Source organism: Brevundimonas sp. KH_058 (assembly GCF_057838505.1).
In genome coordinates this window covers 428,330-446,800 of sequence record NZ_CM174469.1, presented here as the reverse complement: position 1 = coordinate 446,800, position 18,471 = coordinate 428,330, and the positions used below count along the sequence as shown (strand labels likewise).

Sequence of the window (18,471 nt, the reverse complement as noted above, 5' to 3'; positions counted from 1 at the left end):
GCGGGTCTCGGTTCAATCTGCGGCGGCGACGGCGGCGGCCTGGGCCGCGGCGTCAGCATTGTTGTTCTTGGCGTCGCGGCGCGCCTTCCAGCGCGGGCGGAGGTGGGTGACGGTCACCCAGGCGCAGCCCAGGGCCGCGATCACGGCCATGACCAGGAAGACGTCGTTGTAGGCCAGCACATTGGCCTGTTGCGTCACCTGTCGGCTCAGCAGGGCCGCGCCCTCGGCGTTCAGCAGGGCCGGGTCGGTGATGGTGGACGCATAGGCGCCCGACAGCTGGCGCAGGCGCAGCGCGACCTGCGGGTCAAGGGCCGAGATGCCGGCCGCCAACTGGTTGGAATGGTATTTCTCGCGGACGATCTGCAACGTCCCGGTCAGGGCGCCGCCGGCCAGACCGCCCACGTTCTGAAGCACGCTGAACATGACGATGAAGCTGATCAGGTTCTGCTTGCCCTGGGTCAGCACCTTGGCGATGCCGATCATCAGGGCCGGGCCGATGAACATGGCCGAGGCGAAGGCGATCAGGGCCTGGCTGAAATAGAGCTGGGCCGGACGCGTCAGGACCGTCGAGTGGCTGTCGATCCAGGCGCCGACCGCGATCAGGGCCAGGGCGATGGCGATCGGCTTGTTCAGTTTCTCCATATTCAGGGTGAAGGCGCTGACCAGGGTGCCGGCGATCATCGACAGCAGGATGACGACGAACAGCCCATGCAACTGGTCCGGTCCCAGGCCGACGACCGTCAGGAACCCAACCGCGCCCGAGGTCTGTTCGGTCAGCACCATACGGATCAACAGGATCGCCCCGAACAGGCGCAACAGGTCCGGCCCCGTCAGCCAGCGCGTGTTGATCAGCGGGTTTTTCCGATTGTGCTCGACCAGGAAGGCGGCGGTCAGCAGGACGATGGAGCCGACCAGGGCCCAGCCGATCCAGGGGGCTTGCGTCCACCACACGATCCGCCCCAGGCCCAGGGAGGCGCACAGCAGGGCCACCCCCGGCGCGAACAGGGCGAAGGTCAGGAAGTCCAGCCGGTCGAACACGCGCAGCCGCTCGGACGGCGGCAGCTTGACCACCTGCACCGCGCCCCAGGCGACCAGGCACATGCCCAGTTCGAACATGTAGAAGGCGCGCCAGTCGCCGAGCTGAAGCAGGCTGGGCATGATCAGCCGCGCGATGGGCACGGCGAAACTGGCCAGGCCGATGCCGATGATCAGCCCCTTCAGCCGGTGCGCCGCCGGAAAGGCCTGGATGATATAGAGGAAGCCCAGGCTGCTCAGGCCCGCGCCCGCCATGCCGGCGATGGCGCGCACCAGCAGGGTCGACTGATAGTTGTCGACGAACAGGTGGGCGGCGCAGACCAGCACGAAGGCGCCCAGGAAGATCTGGGTGAACAGGCGCAGGCCATACTGCATCCTGAACTTGACCAGGATCAGGTTCATGCAGGCGTTGGTCATGACGAAGACGACCGGCAACCAGGCGGCCTCGGTGATGGTGATCCCCAGCGACCCTTGCAGGTTCTGGATGTTGGCGGTGACGGCGGCATTGCCCAGCGACCCGACCATGGCGACCAGCAGGCCGGTCAGGGCGTACTGGATCCGCATCGGCCACGAATGGTCGGGGGTGGCGGGCGAGCCGGGCATCATCGGCCGCTCGTGCGGCTTCAGCGTCTCGACATACTGTTCCCACGGCAGGTGCCAGTTGTTGCGGGCCATCAGCGGGGCCCCCCGCGAGGCTTCAGTCCGTCGAGGATGATCGCGCGGGTGCGCAGCGACACGGCCTGACGTTCGGCCGCGTCGGCGCCCTGGAAGCCGGCGCCCAGCAGGGTGGCGATCAGACGGATGTCCATCGGCCGCAAATCCTCTCGCACCAGACCGGCGGCCTGGGCCCGCGCCAGCGGTGCGGCGCCCGCCTCCATCAAGCTCTGCCGCAAGGGGGTAAGCGCATCCGGCGACCGCACGTTCCGCACGACCCCCGCCAGCCCCGCATTGCGCACCATGTCCTCGGCCAGCCGATCCAGAAACCAGAAAAAGACGGACGGATCCTCCCCCTGTTCGGCGGTGCGCCGGCCCAGGTCCGCCACATCGGCCTCCAGCACCGCCAGGGCCAGTTCGGTGCGGTCGGCGAAATGACGATACAGGGTGGCGCGCCCGACCCCCGCCTTTTCGGCGATCAGGTCCAGCGGCGCGTCCAGACCCTGGTCGGCGAAGACCGCGCGCGCGGCGTCCAGCACGGCGGCGCGGTTGAGGACGGCGTCCTTGCGGACAAGTTTGGGGGCGAGCCGCGACATGGTGACGCGCTTAAATGGACAATGGTGTCCGTTTTTCAAGAGGTCACGTGCATCTTCCCTCTCCCATTGGGAGAGGGCTTGAGCGCACGGCGGCGACAGCCGTCGTTCTGGCGTGAAAGGGTGAGGGTCGGCCGTACGACCTGGCCCACCAGCCGACCCTCATCCGACCCTTCTGGCCACCTTCTCCCAACGGGAGAAGGATCACGTCAGAGCGCCTTCTCCAGCACCACGAACGCCAGTTCCGGCTGGGGCGGATCGACGGGGAAGGGGCGGGTCTCGCCGGTGGGGGCATAGCCGCGTCGCTCGTACCAGGCGATCAGTTCGGTGCGGCGGCGGATGACCGTCATCTCCATGCGGCGCGCGCCCAACCGGGCGATGCTTTCGGCCTCTGCGGCGGCGAGCAGGCGGCGGCCCAGGCCGGACGCCTGCAAGGTCGGCTCGACCGTCAGCATGCCCAGATAGGCCCGGTCTTCGCCGACGCGGGCCACCTGGACGCAGCCGATCAGGACATCGTCGCGATGCGCCAGCAGGACGACCCGGTCGGGATCGGCGATCAGGGCCGTCAGCTCGTCCGCACTGGTCCGGTCGTCGAACAACAGGTCCGCCTCGTGCGTCCATCCCGCCTTGGCCGTGTCGCCGCGATAGGCGCGCTCGATCAGGGGGTGCAGCGCGGCGACATCGTCGGGCGTCGCGGCGCGGAAGACGACCTCGCTCACCGGGTTACGCCCAGCTCCTCGACCAGATGGTCCATGCCGTAGACGTCGCGCAGGGCGACGGTCACGGCCTGGGTGGTTACGATCACGCTGCGGTTCACGGCGCGGTCGTAGCCATAGGCGTTGCGCTGGGTCAGGACGGTGGAATCGAAGTTGGCCCCGATGATCTCGCCCCTGGCGTTGATGGCGGGCGAGCCGGACGAGCCGCCGATGGTGTCGGTCGAGACCGCCATGTCCATCACCGCGTTCGGGTCGATCCGGTCCCTGGCCGCCAGCAGTTTGGGCGCGACGGCGAAAGGCTCGGCGCCGGTGGCCCGGTCCCACAGGCCGGCGAAGGTGGTGAAGGCGGAAAACCGCTGGCCCGGCACGTCCGAACCTTCGACCTGGCCATAGGTCAGGCGCAGGGTGCCGGTGGCGTCGGGATAGACGGCGTCGCCATAGGCGGCGAAACGGGCGACGGCGAGCTGTTCCGAAGCGCGGTCGGTCGGCGCCTTGACCTTGTTCTCCCACTCGGCGCGAACGGCGCGGGCGTCGGCGTCGATCGACAGCACATACTGGATCAGCGGATCGTCCGAGGCCTGAACCGCCGCCAGACCGCCGGTCCACAGGGCGCGGCGCACGGCCGGGTCGGCCAGCTTGGTGCCGGCGACGACGCGGGCCGACAACTCTTCGGGGCTTTCCTTGCCCAGCAGGGTGCGAACGTGCGGGCTGTCGACCGTCAGCCATTCGCGCGTCTTGGACAGCCACCATTCCAGCCGGATCTGCTCCAGCTCGGGATAGGTCGGACGTTCGGCGAACAGGCCGGATTCGACGCCGGGCAAGCGGCTGTCGGCGAACTCGGCCAGACGCTGGTCCGACGGCTTGGCCCGTTCCTGCGCGCCGCGCACGATGGCCCGCGCCCACTGGAACAGCTGCGATCCGCCCGCGACCGAGGTCGTGCCCATGGCCGTGCCGCCTTCCAGCAGGGCGGTGGGGGCGTAGAGTTCGCGGGCGATGGGCTGCACGGCCTTCAGCGCGCCCCACGGATCAGGGGCAGCGCCGTTCGTAGCGGCGTAGCGCTGCATGAAGTCGACCTCGGCCGCCGCCTTGGCCGTCATGAAGTTGGCGTCGGTCAGGGCGCGCATCCGGCCCAGGCCACGCTTGTAGGTGTTCTCGACGCCCACGATGGGATCCATCGCGATGAAGGCCTGATCCTCGCCCTCTTCGGCGTATCGGATCAGCCGCCCGCGCAACTCCGACGCAATCAGCTGATCCAGCGGCAGAACCACGTCGCGAATGGTGGCCAGCTGATCCATCGTCAGCAGGCGCTGCGTCGCGCCGGGATTGCCCGAGATGAAGACGACCTCGCCCTCGGTCGGCTTGTCGGCGTTCCAGACGAAGTGGGTCGGCGTCTCGACCGGCTTCCCGTCCTCGTACAGGCGGATGAAGGCGGCATCGATGGCGAAGCGCGGGAAGGAGAAGTTGTCCAGATCGCCGCCGAAGGTCGCGGCGCGGTCTTCCGGCGCCCAGGCCAGACGGACGTCGCTGTATTTCCGATATTTGTAGAGCTTGAACTGGCCGCCGCGATACAGGCTGACGACCTGGCAGCGGATCTTGGGATCATTGCCGCAGGCTTCGGTCTCGATCCGGCCGGCCTCGGCCTCGCGCGCCTGGGTGAAGGCCTGGCCCTCAAGACCCTCGCCGGCCTTGTGCATCCGCTCGGTCACGTCGGAGATGTCAGTCAGGATTTCGGCCGTCGCGCCGGGACATTTGCGCTCGTCCTCGCGCGTCTTGGGCGTGAAGCCGGTCTCGCCATACTGCTGTTGCGGCGTGGACAGGTTGGCGACGCAGGTGGCGACGCAGTGGTTGTTGGTCATCACCAGACCCTGGCCCGACACCACCCCCGCCGAACAGCCGCCGAACTTCACCGACGACAGCCGAACCCGATCCAGGAAGGCCTGGTCGATGTTCGTGCCCAGGGTCGCGTTGGCGCGGGCGATGGGGAAGTTGTCGTAGGTCCACATGCCCTCTTCGGCGTGCGCCGAAGTGGCGGCGAGAGCGAGGACGGCGGCGGAGGCGAGGAGAAGAGGGCGCATGGGATAATCCAAACTCTCCCTCCCCGTCGGGGGAGGGTGGCTGGCGCGCAGCGCCAGACGGGTGGGGGCGGCAGGGCGACAAGGGCTCGGTCCTGTGATGGATCGCCGAGCCCTCCCCACCCGGTCGCTTCGCGACCACCCTCCCCGGAGCGGGGAGGGAGAGGCGTTTGTGCGTCTTCTAGCGACGCACGCCCAGTTCGCGCAGCAGGCGCGGCTGGTTGTAGACGTTGCGCAGGGCCTCGGTGATGGCGGCGGTCGAGACCGTCACCGTGCGGTTCAGTTCGGGGTCGTAGCCGAAGCTGCCGCCCAGCGAGTGGATGTTCCCATCGAAGGCCGCGCCGATGACTTCGCCCTTGGCGTTGATCACGGGCGAACCCGAGTTGCCGCCGATGATGTCGTTGGTCGAGACGAAGTCATAGACGGTCGACTTGTTGACCTTGTCCTCGGCCGCCAGCCAGTCCTCGGCCGCGTTGAAGGGTTCGGCGCCGGTGTTGCGCTCGTACAGGCCGCCGATCTGGGTGAAGGGTTCGACCGTCACGCCGCGATAGGTCCAGCCCTTCACCTGGCCATAGGACAGGCGCAGGCTGAAGGTCGCATCCGGGTACAGGTTGGTGCCGTAAACCGCGAACCGAGCCTGGGCGATTTTCTCGCCGGCGCGGCTGGTCGGGCCGGACACGGCCGATTCCCACTGGGTGCGGACGGCCTGGGCCGCATCGTCGTTGGCCAGGACGAAGGCGATCAGCGGATCGCCCGAGGCGGCCAGTTGCTCCGGCGTCATGGCCAGGGCCTGGGCGCGGAAGGCCGGATCGGCCAGACGCGTGCCGTCGATCAGGCGCGCGGCGACCTGTTCGGGGCTTTCCTTGCCCAGCAGCGCCTTCACGTTCGCATTGTCGACGGTCAGATATTCGCGGGTCTTGGACAGCCAGAAATCGACGAAGATCTTCTCCAGATCGGTCGAGATCGGCGTTTCCGTCGCCAGGCGACGGCCCAGCGAGGCGATGTCGGCGTCCGAATAACTGGCGCGGCGCTCAGCCACCGGCTTGGCGCGTTCCTTGGAGGCGCGGACGATGGACTTGGCGTAGCTGTAGAGTTGCGATCGCTGACCCGCCGCCGATTCCAGCTGGCGGTAGGGCAGGTAGAGGTCCCGCTGGGCGGTCGAGACGCGCTCCAGATCGGCCCAGGGATCGCCGATGCGCTGGGCCAGGGCCGGGTCGGCCGCGACGCGCTGGCGCAGTTCCTGCTCTTCCGAACGCTTCGTCGCCATGAAGGCCGGATCGGTCAGGGCGCCCTGCTGGCCGTAGAAGACCTTGAAGCTGTTCTCCAAACCAAACAGCGGATCAACGGTGACGCGCTTGGCCTCTTCGCCGGTGGTCGAATATTCGAGCAGACGGCCGCGCAGTTCCGACGACTGGATCAGCGTCAGCGGCATCTGCTGATCGCGCAGAACCTCCAGCTGGGCCATGGTCAGCAGACGCGAGGTCGAGCCGGGGTTGCCCGCGACGAAGGTGACGTCGCCGTCCTTGGGCGCATTGGCGTTCCAGGTCAGGTGATTGGGCGTGGCGACCGGCTTGCCGTCCTCGTAGATGCGCAGGAAACCGGCATCCAGGGCGTAGCGCGGGAAGTTGAAGTTGTCCGGATCGCCGCCGAAGAAGGCCGCCTGGAACTCGGGCGCAAAGACCAGGCGCACATCGTCATACTTGCGGAACTTGTACAGCTTGTACTGACCGCCGCGATAGAAGCTGATGACCTGGCAGGTCAGCTTCTGGTCGTCGCCGCAGGTCTCCTTCTGAATCTTGTCGATCTCGGCGGCGCGGGCCTGGACGAAGGCGGCGCCTTCAAGCCCGGCGCCGGCGCCCGTGACGCGGTCGGTCACATCGACGATGTCGGTCAGGATCTCGGCCGTCTGCCCAGGGCATTTCTTCTCTTCCTCGCGGGTGGCGGGCATCCAGCCGTTCTTGACGTAGTCGTTGTCGGCCGTGGACAGGTCCTGAACGCAGGAGACGACGCAGTGGTGGTTGGTAAGCACCAGACCTTCGTTCGACACCAGCGAGGCCGAGCAGCCTTGCAGGCGAACGGCGGCGTTGCGCACCCGGTCCAGCCAGGCCTGGTCGATGTTGGTCCCGTACTTCTCGTTCACCGTGGCGATGGGGAAGTTGTCGAAGGTCCACATGCCCTCGTCGGCTTTGGCCGAGGTGGCGGGGGCCGACAGGACGGCGGTCGCGGCGCCGAGGGCGGCCAGCGAGGCGGTGAGACGAAGAGAGGGCAAGGACATGGAGGCGTGTTTCCCGGAGCGTGGGACGGCCTGTCCCATCTGTTATGTTGTAACTAGCGCCGACGAAGGGCCGGCGCCAAGAGGCTGCATCGCCCTTAATCCCCGGATTTCAAACCCGCAATGTCCGTGAGGCGGAACCCTTACCCCGATTTAACTTGGCCGTGAGGCGACGCGCGCTCAGATAGGCGGACGTACCGGGGGTTTATCGACGACCATGTCGCTTGCGCTATCTACGCTGCTGTTCGAGTGGCGCCGCTATATGGCTGCGGTCATGGCCCTGGCCCTGTCGGGGCTGCTGGTCCTGGCGATGACGGGGGTCTTCATCGGCATCGGCAAGGGCTTCACCGCGACCATCGAACGGTCGAACGCCGACGTCTTCATCATGCAACCCGGCGCCAAGAGTCTGATCGGCGGACCGTCGGGCGTGCCGCGTCGCTTCATCCCGCTGGCCTACAACCACCCCGAGGTCGTCGAGGTCATGCCGCTGGACGGCGATGGCGGCACCTTCCAGAACATCAAGAACGTCGATCCGACCAAGAGCCAGGCCGACAACGCCAACCAGGGCGCGCCGCGCCAGAAGTTTGTCCAGGCCAGCATCATCGACACCCGTCCCGGCTCGGTCACCATCCCGACCGACTATTCGCAGGAACTGGTCGATGCCCTGCGCCAGCCCTACACCGTCGCGGTGGACGAGACGGCGCTGACGACCCTCGGCGTCAAGCTGGGCGACAAGGCGCTGTACAACGGCCAGACCGTCACCGTCGTCGGCGTGACCCGCGGCTATCCCAACATGATGCAGCCCGGCGTGGTCATGTCGCGCGACACCCTGCGGATGCTGGGTCAGGCGTCAACGGGACCGCGTGTCGGTCCGCTGATGATCAAGCTGCGCGATCCGGCCCGCGCGCCAATCGTGGTCGCTCAGTTGAACCAGATGGGCAACGGTCAGTGGAAGGCCTGGACCAAGCAGCAACTGGCCGACGCCAACGCCGGCGCCATGTTCGAAGAAGGCATTCTGGTCATCATCATCGGCGGCTGCGTCGTGTTGGGGATCATCATCGGCGTCGCCATCACCTGGCAGACCCTGCGCGGCGCCATCATGGCCAATATCAAGGAGTTCGCCTCGTTGCGGGCGCTGGGCGTCAGCATGGGATCGCTGCGCCGGATCGTGGTCGAACTCAGTTTCTGGGTCGGCGTCGTGGGCGTGATCGCGGCCATCGTACTGACATGGCTGGTGTCGCTATTGGCCAAGATGGGAGCGGTGATCATCGCCCTGCCGCTGTCGCTGCTGATCGTGGTCGGCATCGGCCTGATCGCCATCGCCATGGTGTCCGGCCTGCTGTCGCTGGGCATCCTCAAGAACAGCCAACCGGCGGACCTGCTGCGATGACCGATACGTCTTTTGGGCATACAAAGGTTCACGGCAAGCACGGCGACTTCGCCATCGAGGCCAACGGCCTGGTCAAGCGGTTCAAGTCCGGCAAGGCCTGGGTCGAGGTGCTGAAGGGCGTCGATTTCGACGCCAGACACGGCGACCTGACCATGGTCATGGGACCGTCCGGTTCGGGCAAGTCCACCCTGATCGCGGCCCTGTCCGGCCTGCTGAAACCCGAAGAGGGTCGGGTCGATGTGCTGGATGTCGACGACCTGTGGAAACTGTCCTCGGGGCGGATCGACAAGTTCCGGCTGGATAACTGCGGCTTCATCTTCCAAGGCTTCAACCTGTTCCCCGCCCTGACGGCGCTGCAGCAGGTCGAGACCGTGCTGAAGTTCCAGGGGCTGACGACGGGTCAGGCCAGGAAGCGCGCCACGACGGCGCTGGAAGAGGTCGGCCTGGGCCATCGCCTGCACCAGCGGCCTGCGGCCCTGTCCGGCGGCGAGAAGCAGCGTGTGGCCATCGCCCGCGCCTTGGCCAAGGATCCCAAGATCCTGTTCGCCGACGAACCGACCTCGGCCCTGGACGGCGAGAACGGCCAGGTGGTCATCAAGCTGCTGCGTCGCGCCGCCACCGAACACGGCGCCGCCGTGATCTGCGTGACCCACGACCCGCGCCTTGAGGCCTGGGCCGACCGGGTCATCCATATCGAGGACGGCAAGATCCTGGACGACCAGCGCCGCATCCCCGATCCGAACGCCATCCTGGCGTCCCACTAACCGACACGACGAATTCTCCTCTTAGGACGACACGCCAATGCCCGGCTTTCTGAAGAAAAAACGTACCTGGATCGGCCTGCTGCTGGTGATCGTTCTGGCGGTCGGCTTCATGCTGTTCCAGTCCGCCGCCAAGACAAAGAAGGCCGAGCAGGAGAAGGCTGCGGCCACCAAGGTCGAAAGCCCCTATGCGGCCATCGCCAACGGCAAGGTGGATGTCGAGGGCGGTATCATTCAGATCGCGGCCCGTCGCGGCGGCATCGTACGCGAAGTGCTGGTGCAGGAAGGCGACCGCGTCGTCGCCGGCCAGATTCTGGCCCGTCAGGAAGATGACGAACCCCGTCTGGCGGTGCAAAGCGCCCAGGCCGCCGTGGCCCAGGCCGAAAGCCAGCTGGCCCAGATCCGCGTCGACATCCGCACCGCACAGCGCGAGCAGGAACGTCTGCAACGCCTGGTCGCCACCAACTTCGTCGCCGCCCAGCGGATGGACCAGGCCCAGGACGCCATCGCCACGGCTCAGGCCCGCCTCGGCTCCCAGACCGCCGCCGTCCAGACCGCACGCGCCCAGCTGGATCAGGCCCGCTACAACCAGGAACTGACCATCATCCGTGCGCCCAGCAACGGCCGGATCGTGCGCCGCTACGCCAACCCCGGCGCCGGCGCCTCGACGCTGAACGTCTCGAACATGTTCGACCTGGAGCCCGAGGCCCCGCGCATCGTCCGCGCCGAGGTGGTCGAGAGCGACCTGCCCAACCTGACCGACGGTCAGGCCGTCGAGATCAGCCCCGAGGGCGACGCCACCAAGGTCTATATCGGCGCGGTGATGCGTCGGGCCGCCGTGTTCGGCGCCCGCAAGCTGGCCTCGGACGACCCCTCGCAACGCACCGACGAGCGGGTGGTGGAAGTGGTCGCCTCGGCCGGCGACGCGCCCCTGCTGATCGGCCAGCGTGTCCTGGTCAAGTTCATGAAGCCCGGCGAGACGGCCGGCGCCAAGCGCGCCGTCGCCGCCGGTGTCGGGCCCAACGAGGCGATGAAGACGCAGTAGAACAAGACTGCAAGCGACGAAATAAAAAGGCGGCCAGGCACGATCCCGGCCGCTTTTTCATTTGTCTGTGGGTTGAGGCTTATCGATCTGTGAGTTTATTGCACATAGAGCGAGCTTGAAACTCGATTGTATGTGCGCAGGACACTGCGCCATTCACTGGCGATGCCTACTCGTATGATCGTTTCGGTGCTCGGCCTGGGCCAAGCGGTAACCTTCGCCTCCAGCTATTATATTTTGGGCGTTATGGCTGATCCGGCCGCTGTGGCGCTGGGGATCAGCGTAAGGCCGGTGTTTCTGGCGCTTTCCGGCGCATTCCTAGTGTCGGCAGTCTTAACGCCATTTGTGGGTCGGGCTATCGAACGGATCGGTGGGGCACGGGTGCTGGCGGTATCCAACCTAGCCTTCGCCATCGCTCTTTTGCTGATGGCAGCCGCACCGCATCCGCTGGTCCTTTGTGTCGGCGTCGCGCTGCTGGGTGTCGGCATGGCGGCGGGTCTCTACGGCACGGCATTTGCGGTTCTTGTGGAGATGCAGGGCCAAGGTGCGCGGCGAGCGATTGCGGCGGTATCCCTGCTAGGAGCGCTTGGCGGGGCATTGGGTTGGCCAATCAGCCGCGAATTGCTGGACTTGTCGGGCTGGCGCGTCGTGTTCGTCTTCTGGGCGGGTTTGCATCTGTGCGTCTGTCTGCCGATCGCCCTGACTGTTCTACCCCAACCCAGCTTACGCGCGAAGGCGGTGGTCGATACGACGGCGATGTGTTGGACACCTACGATGATCCGCATGGCGATATTCTTCGCCGGTGCTTGGGCTGTGGCGTCAGCCATGGCGGCGCATCTGCCCCGCCTGTTGGTCGATATGGGCATGACGCTGGAGCGTGCGGCTTGGGCGGCGGGTCTCATGTCGGTCAGCGCAATGGCTGTGCGTCTGCTGGACATGACTGTGCTGCACCGCTCGCACCCGATCCTGACGGCGCGGATTGCTGCGCTGTTTCATCCTCTGGGAGCCTTGATCGCCTTTCTGACCGGGCCTGTGGGAGCGCCAGCGTTGGCTGTCGGCCAAGGCATGGGCAACGGGCTTTTGTCAGTGGCCTCAGGGGCCCTCCCGTTGAAGGTATTCGGGGCTGAAAGGTATGGCCTGCGGCAGGCGTTGATCCTGACTCCCGCTCGCTACGTTCAGGCTGCAGCGCCTGCGGGCTATGCGCTGGCCATGGATATGTCGCAGAACATGGCGTTGGCGGTCAGCAGCGTGATTTGCCTTTGTATGTTCGCGCTGAGCTTCAGCTTCCGCGAGGGGTCATCTGCCTGAGAAATCGCCCGGCCGCTTTTCCAGCACAGCGGCGACGCCTTCCTGATGGTCATCGGTCAGGTGGGCGAGGGCCTGCATAGCCGCCGACATCTCCAGCATCTGGTCGAAGTTCATGTCTCGGCCCTGGCGCAGCAGGGTCTTGGCCATGCGCAGGGCCTGGGGCGGCTGAGCCGCGACCTGGGCGGCGGTGGTCAGGGCCTCGGCCATCAGGCTGTCATTGGCGACCACGCGATTGACCAAGCCCCATTCGGCAGCCGTCGCGGCGTCGATGGAGCGGGCGGTGAACAGCATCTCTGCGGCGCGGGCGTATCCGATGTTGCGCGGCAGCAGCCAGGATCCGCCGTCGCCGGGAATGATGCCCAGCTTCAGGAACGGCACGCCGAAGCTGGCGCGATCCGAGGCGATGCGGATATCCGCCAGGCCGGCGATGTCGCAGCCCAGCCCCATCGCCGGCCCGTTGACGGCGGCGATCAGCGGAACCTCCAGCCCATACAGCGACCGCACGATCCGGTGGACGACGCGGCGATAGCGTTCGCGGATGGCGGCGCCCGATCCCTCGAACAGGTCGCGCCTGTCCCGCATCGCTGTCAGATCGCCGCCCGCTGAAAACGCCCGCCCGGCGCCGGTCAGGACCACGCAGCGGATCGTCGGATCGGCGTTGACCCGTTCGCACGCCGCCGCCACCTCGTCCCCGTCGCCCAGGTCGGGCAGGGCGTTCAGCCGCGCCTCGCGATCCAGCGTCCAGATCAGGATCGCACCTTGGCGTTCTTCGGCGATCAGGCCCATGCGTCGTCTCCGTGTTCGCGCCCGTCATCGGCTGCGAACGCCGCGTCAGGCAAGTCCGGAATTGCAAAAGCCCCGGTCGAGACCGGGGCTTTTCAGGCTGGGCCCGAAAATGGCCGTCAGCGTTTCTTGATCGTATAGGGTACGAAGTTGGACGGATGGCTGACCACCCGGCTTGAGTTCGACGGCATATGCCGGCTGTTGACCAGCATCCCGCCCCAAAGGGCGAAGGACATCATGGCGTGTTGGAGGTTACGCTCCTTATCGTTCATCTTGGCGTCTCCTTTCGCAGAACGATGAAAAGAGACGCGTCGTACCAATGGGGATTCCACCCTCAGTCGTTTCGCGTCAGAGGTCAATATAAGACGGTTTGATGAATTTGCAAATTTATTCGTCAGGAGTCGGAGTGTTTTTCGCTTCTGTGTCACAATGAGTGTCCCGCCTCCGACCAGGCCGGGACCGCCCAAGGCCATCGCCACGCCGTGCGTCATGGTCTGCGCGGTCGACGGCGAGAGCGGCCTGTGTCTGGGCTGTTTTCGAACCCTGAAGGAGATCGCCGGCTGGCGCGCACTCAGCGACGCCGAACGCGCGGCGGTCATGGCCGACCTGCCCACACGGCGGCCCCAGGTCGATCCGGCCAAGCTGGGCTAGCGCGGTTCGGGGTTTAAGCTTTTGTCAGCCACGTCGTTTCACGGCATCCAAACGACGACCCCTTAGACAGGGGGTATGGTTCGCATCGATTTCCAGTCCGTCATCGTGCTCGGCGTCGCCCTTACGGCCTCGTTCGGCACGGCGCTGACGATCCGGCATCTGGAGGGGGACGGCGCGGCTCAGGCGGCGACGCCTGTGATCGCGGCTTCGACTGCCAAGGCCTCAGGCACGGACGCCCAGGTGGTCAAGGGCGCTGACGGTCACTACTGGGCCCAGGCCAGGATCGAAGGTCGCGCGGTGCGGGTGCTGGTGGACACCGGCGCCAGCGTCGTGGCCCTGACGCGGGCGGACGCCTTGCGCCTGGGCGTCGATCCCGAACCCGAGGACTTCACTGGCCGCGTCCAGACCGCCTCGGGCGTCGTGCGCGCCGCCCCGGTGCAGCTGAAATCGGTCTCGGTCGCCGGGGCGCGCGTGGACGGGGTCGAGGCCCTGGTCGTGGAGCAGGGCCTCGAATACTCCCTGCTGGGCATGAGCTATCTGGGCCGGCTGTCGGCCTTCGAGGCGACGCCGGCGGGACTGACGCTCAGACCCTAAAGGTCCCTCATCTGACGACGCGCTTCGCTGAAATACTGCCAGCCCGTCCACAGGGTGATGATGGCGGCGAACCAGATCAGGAAGATGGCGAAGGTTTCGAACGCCGGCTGCCAGGCCAGCGGCGAGCCGTCAGGATTCTGCAGGCCCAGGGCGTCCCACAACAGGGTCAACTGAAGGGCGGCCAGAGCGACCATCTGCACCGTCGTCTTCCATTTTGCGGCCAAAGTGACCGGCAGTTCGATCCGCCCGGCCATGGTCTCGCGCAGCGCGGAAACGGCGAACTCCCGGAACAGGATCAGGCCGCAGGGCAGGGCGATGCCCGGCAGGGATCCCGAGGCCAGAACGCCCAGGATGGCGCCGGTCACCAGCACCTTGTCTGCGATTGGATCGAGGATGGCCCCCCACCGCGTGGTGGAGTTCCAGCGTCTGGCCAAAAAGCCGTCGACCCAGTCGGTGGACGCGGCGATGACGAAGATCCAGAACGCCCAGACGCTGAACCGACCTTGGGTTTCCGGCGAAAGCCAGGCTTCCAGCGCGCCCGGCGCCGCGCCGGCCATCATGGCGAACATCACCACCCCGGCCGCCAGACGCGCGCCGGTCAGGATGTTGGGGATGGGATTGGCGCGGTGGGCGGTCATGACGGGGTCTCCAGCAGGGACGCGAGCAGGGGATGCAGCGTCTCCGCGAACGGATTGGCGACGGTGACGCCTCGATAGACGAAGCCGTCCTGCATGTCTTCGGAAAGCAGAAGGCCGCACCCGGCTTCGGCGGCGGCGGCGAGGATGATGGCGTCCCAGATCTGATGCGGATGGCCGTCGATCAGATCATAGGCGGCGACAAGAACGGCTTCCGTGCTGGGCGCCACGTTCGCCAGCCGCCGCCATCCATGCGCCATCTCCGCCGCCAAGGGCGACGGCATCCGAGCCTTGCCGGTCAGGACGCGATGAAGCTCGCCCAGGCATTGAACGGCGACCACGATTTCATGCTCGATATGAAGATGATCGACAATGCGACGGGCCATGTCGCGGCGTTCGGGCCCGTTCACGCCTTCAGCATAGACGAGAATGTTGGTGTCGAGCGCGATCCTCAATCGTAGAGCTCGTCGCGGGTCCAGGGGCCGATGTCGATGGTCGGTTGGGCTGCCCAGCGGTCGAGCATGGCGCGAAGGGCGGCCTGGCGGCGTTGACTTTCGATCTGAAGGCGCCGTTCTTCTTCGATGCGCGCCGCATCTGCGCTGCGTCGCGCGATCTCTTGATCTTGCAGCAGACGCAGGCCGTCCCTGACGACTTCGCTGACATTGTTGTAGCGGCCCGCGTTCACCCGATCTCGGGCGAACTTCTCCAACTCGGCGGTAAGATGGACGTTGGTTCCCATGCGCCCACCATATCAAACCTTGACATTCAAGCCAACGGCTCGAACCGCGGCTTGTCCGTCATGACGGTCAGGGCGCCTTCGGCGATGCCGAAGTGCAGGCCGCTGAGTTCAAGCTCGCCCTTGGCCTCGCGTTCGGCGATCCAGGGGAAGGTGCGCAGGTTTCGGATCGACAGGCGCACGATGGCCTCTTCGGCCGCGCGCTCCAGCTGATCGGGCGAGACGGTCTCGGCGACATGCTGGACCACGGGCGTGCCTTGCGCGACCCAGGGGGCGACGAAGTCGGCGCAGCTGTCGGGCGCGCCGTGCAGCATGGCGTTGACCCCGCCACAGTGGGCGTGGCCCATGACCACGATCCGCTTGACGTTCAGCACCTTGACCCCGAATTCCAGCGCCGCCGAAACCCCGTGCAGCCGGCCGTCCGGCTCATAGGGCGGCACCAGATTGGCGACGTTGCGGACCACGAACAACTGTCCCGGCGCAGCATCGAAGATCAGGGCCGGATCGGCGCGACTGTCGGAACAGGCCACGATCAGAGTGTGTGGCTTCTGCCCCTGGGCCAGCGCTTCATATTCCGCATGGGCCGTAGGCCAGTGCTCGGCCCGGAAGCGGCGATAGCCGGCGGACAGTTCGTCTTCGGTGTCACTCATGCTGCGCCTGTAGCGCTTTGAGCGCTGCCGATAAATCGTGTATACGTGTCTATACGAAGGAGGCCGTCATGCCCGTCACTAGTCGAACATTCCGAAGTGGCAACAGCGACGCCGTTCGCCTGCCCAAGGAAATCTCGTTCGGGCCGGGCGTCGAGGTCGAGATCGAGCGCAAGGGCGATGTCGTGACCCTGACACCCAAGCGACCTTCGGTGAAGGAAATGTTGGCCAAGCTGGATGCGCTGCCAAAGCCTTCCAGCATTGGAAAGCGCCCGCCTTTCATCGCGCCGATCCGCAAAGGGCTTTGATCGTTGTTGATGCTGGACACCAGCGTCGCCATCCACCTGCGGGATGGCGATCCGACCATACGTGCGCGGATGGAGGACGTCGGCGACACCCTGGCTTTCTCCGTCATCACAGTGGTCGAGCTGGAAGCTGGTTTTCCGGACGGGCAGGCGGAAGTCAGGCGCGCTCGCCTGTCTGCGCTGCTTGAGACGATCGGTTACAGGGCTTTCGACAGTCGCGACGCCGCCGCATACGGACGGATCATAGCGCGCACCGGATATTCGCGACGCAAGGTGCTGGACCGGATGATCGCCGCCCAGGCCTTGGTCGATGAAGCGACTCTGGTGACCTGCAACGGCGACGACTTTCGCGACATTCCCGGTCTGAAGCTGCTGGAGTGGTGACACAGTTCAGGCCTTCCTGAAGAAGGCGTGGATGCGTTCGGCGAGGGGTTGGTTGATGCCTGCGACCTTGACCAGGTCCGACACCGAGGCGCGGCCGACGCCCTTGGCGGAGCCGAAGGCGTGGAGCAGGGCCTTCTTGCGGCCGGGGCCGACGCCTTCGATCTCGTCCAGCGGGTTCTTCTTGATGTCCATCGAGCGGCGCTTGGCGTGGGCGCCGTTGGCGAAGCGGTGGGCCTCGTCGCGCAGCCGCTGGAGGTAATAGAGAGCCGGCGACTTCAGCGGCAGCATGAAGGGCGGCTTGCCGGGCATGAAGAACTTCTCCATCCCCGCGTCGCGGTCCGGCCCCTTGGCCACGCCGACCACGGCGATGTCGTCCAGGCCCAGGTCCGCCAGGACCCCCAGCACCTCGGCCAGTTGCCCCGCGCCGCCGTCGATCAGCAAGAGGTCGGGACGGATGGCGTCCTCGCCCTCTTCCTCGTCCTTGACCAGGCGGGCGAAGCGGCGGCGCATCACCTCGCGCATCATGCCGTAGTCGTCGCCGGGCGTCAGGTCTTCGCCCCGGATGTTGAACTTGCGGTACTGCGACTTCTGGAAGCCGTCCGGGCCGGCGACGACCATGCCGCCCACGGCATTCGTCCCTTGAATGTGAGCATTGTCGTAGATCTCGATCCGCTCGGGCCGGGTCTCCAGACCGAAGGCCTCGCAGACCTCGTCCAGGATCTTGCCCTGGGCCGAGCTCTCGGCCAGGCGCCGGCCCAGGGCCTCGCGGGCGTTGGTCAGGGCGTGATCGACCAGGGCCAGCTTTTCGCCCCGCATCGGGCGGACGATCTCGACCCTGCGGTCCCCCTTCATCGAGAAGGCCTCTTCCAGCAGCTCCAGCTCGTGCGGGCGGACGTTGGACAGGATCAGGCGCGGGATCGGCTTGTCTTCGTAGAACTGACCCAGGAAGGCGGCCAGGATCTCCGGGTCCGTATCGGTCTTGTCCACGCGGGGGAAATAGGCACGGCCGCCCCAGTTCTGGCCGGCGCGGTAGAAGAAGACCTGGACGCAGGCCTGGCCGCCGTCGGAGTGCAGGGCGAAGACGTCGCCCTCGGCCACGCTGTCGGCGCTGACGGAGTTCTCCATCGAAATGGCGGACAGGGCGCGGATGCGGTCGCGCACGCGGGCGGCCTGTTCGAAGTCCATCTCGTCCGAGGCGGCCTGCATCTCCTGCGACAGGCGGCCGATGACGGCGCGGGACTTGCCGCGCAGGAACTGTTCGGCCTCGGTGACCAGTTCGCCATAGTCCTCAAGCGAGATCAGGCCGGTACAGGGGGCCGAGCAGCGCTTGATCTGATGCAGCATGCAGGGGCGGGTGCGGGTCTCGTAGACGCTGTCGGAACAGGACCGCAGCAGGAAGGCCTTCTGCAGCGTATTCAGCGTGCGATTGACCGCCCAGGTCGAGGCGAAGGGGCCGAAGTAGTGGCCCGGCGTCGTGTGGGCGCCGCGATGCTTTCTGACCTGGGGGGCGCGGTGGTCGCTGCGGATCATCAGTTCGGCGAAGGACTTGTCGTCGCGCAGCAGGACGTTGAAGCGCGGCTTCAGCTTCTTGATGAAGTTGGATTCGAGCAGCAGGGCCTCGGTCTCGGACGCCGTGACCACCAGCTCCATCGACCGGGTCTGGGCCACCATCAGGCCGATGCGCTGGGTGTGGAAGCGGCCTTGGGCATACTGGACAATGCGCTTCTTCAGCGACTTGGCCTTGCCGACATAGAGGCAGGACCCGTCCTCGCCGTACATGCGATAGACGCCCGGCTTGTCCGGCGCCCGGCGCGCCTCGTCGGCGATCAGGGCGGCGGCCGTCAGGTTCGAATCGCGTGTCTCCTCGGTCATCGGGGTGGATATAGGGGGGCA

20 protein-coding genes are annotated in these 18,471 nt (G+C 66.4%); 8 read left to right on the top strand and 12 right to left on the bottom strand.

Annotation, left to right across the window (positions count from 1 at the left end):
• Positions 1-12: 12 nt before the first annotated feature.
• The 5 genes from AC3ISA_RS02100 to AC3ISA_RS02080 all read right to left on the bottom strand — a co-directional run bounded on the left by AC3ISA_RS02100 (position 13) and on the right by AC3ISA_RS02080 (position 7,345).
• Positions 13-1,710: an MFS transporter gene (locus AC3ISA_RS02100; protein WP_489179130.1), complete on the bottom strand. Its 1,698-nt coding sequence runs from the start codon at positions 1,708-1,710 to the stop codon at positions 13-15.
• Positions 1,710-2,285 (bottom strand): TetR/AcrR family transcriptional regulator, encoded by a 576-nt coding sequence (locus tag AC3ISA_RS02095; RefSeq protein WP_489179129.1) that lies wholly within the window; start codon positions 2,283-2,285, stop codon positions 1,710-1,712. Before AC3ISA_RS02095 ends, AC3ISA_RS02100 begins: the two co-directional genes overlap by 1 nt.
• Before the next feature lie 206 nt (positions 2,286-2,491).
• Entirely contained in the window at positions 2,492-3,001 is a 510-nt protein-coding gene (locus tag AC3ISA_RS02090) for a GNAT family N-acetyltransferase (protein WP_489179128.1), read from the bottom strand.
• The gene (locus AC3ISA_RS02085; protein ID WP_489179127.1) at positions 2,998-5,073 is read right to left on the bottom strand and encodes a S46 family peptidase; all 2,076 of its coding nucleotides are present in this window, start codon (positions 5,071-5,073) and stop codon (positions 2,998-3,000) included. Before AC3ISA_RS02085 ends, AC3ISA_RS02090 begins: the two co-directional genes overlap by 4 nt.
• A 178-nt stretch (positions 5,074-5,251) precedes the next feature.
• Positions 5,252-7,345 (bottom strand): S46 family peptidase, encoded by a 2,094-nt coding sequence (locus tag AC3ISA_RS02080; RefSeq protein ID WP_489179126.1) that lies wholly within the window; start codon positions 7,343-7,345, stop codon positions 5,252-5,254.
• Between the two features lie 214 nt (positions 7,346-7,559).
• On the opposite strand from AC3ISA_RS02080, the gene AC3ISA_RS02075 reads away from it, so the two are divergent.
• The 4 genes from AC3ISA_RS02075 (at position 7,560) to AC3ISA_RS02060 (ending at position 11,843) form a co-directional block, all read left to right on the top strand.
• Positions 7,560-8,732, top strand: coding sequence for an ABC transporter permease (locus AC3ISA_RS02075; RefSeq protein ID WP_489179125.1), 1,173 nt, complete (start codon positions 7,560-7,562; stop codon positions 8,730-8,732).
• Positions 8,729-9,496, top strand: coding sequence for an ABC transporter ATP-binding protein (locus AC3ISA_RS02070; protein WP_489179124.1), 768 nt, complete (start codon positions 8,729-8,731; stop codon positions 9,494-9,496). Before AC3ISA_RS02075 ends, AC3ISA_RS02070 begins: the two co-directional genes overlap by 4 nt.
• Positions 9,497-9,533: 37 nt before the next feature.
• Positions 9,534-10,538, top strand: coding sequence for an HlyD family secretion protein (locus AC3ISA_RS02065; protein WP_489179123.1), 1,005 nt, complete (start codon positions 9,534-9,536; stop codon positions 10,536-10,538).
• A gap of 174 nt (positions 10,539-10,712) precedes the next feature.
• Positions 10,713-11,843, top strand: coding sequence for an MFS transporter (locus AC3ISA_RS02060; RefSeq protein ID WP_489179122.1), 1,131 nt, complete (start codon positions 10,713-10,715; stop codon positions 11,841-11,843).
• Here AC3ISA_RS02060 and AC3ISA_RS02055 read toward each other — a convergent pair.
• Both AC3ISA_RS02055 and AC3ISA_RS02050 read right to left on the bottom strand, forming a co-directional pair.
• A complete protein-coding gene (locus AC3ISA_RS02055; protein WP_489179121.1) occupies positions 11,832-12,629 on the bottom strand; it encodes a crotonase/enoyl-CoA hydratase family protein in 798 nt (265 codons plus the stop codon). The two genes, AC3ISA_RS02060 and AC3ISA_RS02055, sit on opposite strands and share 12 nt — an antisense overlap.
• 116 nt (positions 12,630-12,745) lie before the next feature.
• The gene (locus AC3ISA_RS02050) at positions 12,746-12,898 is read right to left on the bottom strand and encodes a hypothetical protein (RefSeq protein WP_167762455.1); all 153 of its coding nucleotides are present in this window, start codon (positions 12,896-12,898) and stop codon (positions 12,746-12,748) included.
• A gap of 157 nt (positions 12,899-13,055) precedes the next feature.
• Between AC3ISA_RS02050 and AC3ISA_RS02045 the strand changes: the two genes are divergently transcribed.
• Together AC3ISA_RS02045 and AC3ISA_RS02040 are read left to right on the top strand one after the other, a co-directional pair.
• Positions 13,056-13,277 carry a DUF1289 domain-containing protein gene (locus AC3ISA_RS02045; RefSeq protein WP_489179120.1) on the top strand — a complete coding sequence of 74 codons (222 nt, stop codon included), beginning with the start codon at positions 13,056-13,058 and terminating at the stop codon, positions 13,275-13,277.
• A gap of 75 nt (positions 13,278-13,352) precedes the next feature.
• Entirely contained in the window at positions 13,353-13,871 is a 519-nt protein-coding gene (locus tag AC3ISA_RS02040; protein ID WP_489179119.1) for a retropepsin-like aspartic protease family protein, read from the top strand.
• Here AC3ISA_RS02040 and pgsA read toward each other — a convergent pair.
• The 4 genes from pgsA to AC3ISA_RS02020 are packed head-to-tail and all read right to left on the bottom strand — an operon-like array spanning position 13,868 to position 15,892.
• Entirely contained in the window at positions 13,868-14,509 is a 642-nt protein-coding gene (gene pgsA, locus AC3ISA_RS02035; protein ID WP_489179118.1) for a CDP-diacylglycerol--glycerol-3-phosphate 3-phosphatidyltransferase, read from the bottom strand. The two genes, AC3ISA_RS02040 and pgsA, sit on opposite strands and share 4 nt — an antisense overlap.
• Positions 14,506-14,961: a PIN domain-containing protein gene (locus tag AC3ISA_RS02030; RefSeq protein WP_489179117.1), complete on the bottom strand. Its 456-nt coding sequence runs from the start codon at positions 14,959-14,961 to the stop codon at positions 14,506-14,508. The genes pgsA and AC3ISA_RS02030 overlap by 4 nt, the downstream gene beginning before the upstream one ends.
• Entirely contained in the window at positions 14,958-15,245 is a 288-nt protein-coding gene (locus AC3ISA_RS02025; protein ID WP_489179116.1) for a type II toxin-antitoxin system ParD family antitoxin, read from the bottom strand. Before AC3ISA_RS02025 ends, AC3ISA_RS02030 begins: the two co-directional genes overlap by 4 nt.
• A gap of 26 nt (positions 15,246-15,271) precedes the next feature.
• Complete coding sequence (locus AC3ISA_RS02020) at positions 15,272-15,892, bottom strand: carbonic anhydrase (RefSeq protein ID WP_489179115.1); 621 nt, start codon at positions 15,890-15,892, stop codon at positions 15,272-15,274.
• A gap of 17 nt (positions 15,893-15,909) precedes the next feature.
• Between AC3ISA_RS02020 and AC3ISA_RS02015 the strand changes: the two genes are divergently transcribed.
• Positions 15,910-16,197, top strand: a complete 288-nt coding sequence (locus AC3ISA_RS02015; protein WP_489179114.1) for an antitoxin — start codon at positions 15,910-15,912, stop codon at positions 16,195-16,197.
• A gap of 9 nt (positions 16,198-16,206) precedes the next feature.
• Positions 16,207-16,578 carry a PIN domain-containing protein gene (locus AC3ISA_RS02010; RefSeq protein ID WP_489179113.1) on the top strand — a complete coding sequence of 124 codons (372 nt, stop codon included), beginning with the start codon at positions 16,207-16,209 and terminating at the stop codon, positions 16,576-16,578.
• Positions 16,579-16,584: 6 nt separating this feature from the next.
• On the opposite strand, the gene uvrC is transcribed toward AC3ISA_RS02010, so the two are convergent.
• Entirely contained in the window at positions 16,585-18,450 is a 1,866-nt protein-coding gene (gene uvrC / locus AC3ISA_RS02005; RefSeq protein ID WP_489179112.1) for an excinuclease ABC subunit UvrC, read from the bottom strand.
• Positions 18,451-18,471 lie beyond the last annotated feature (21 nt).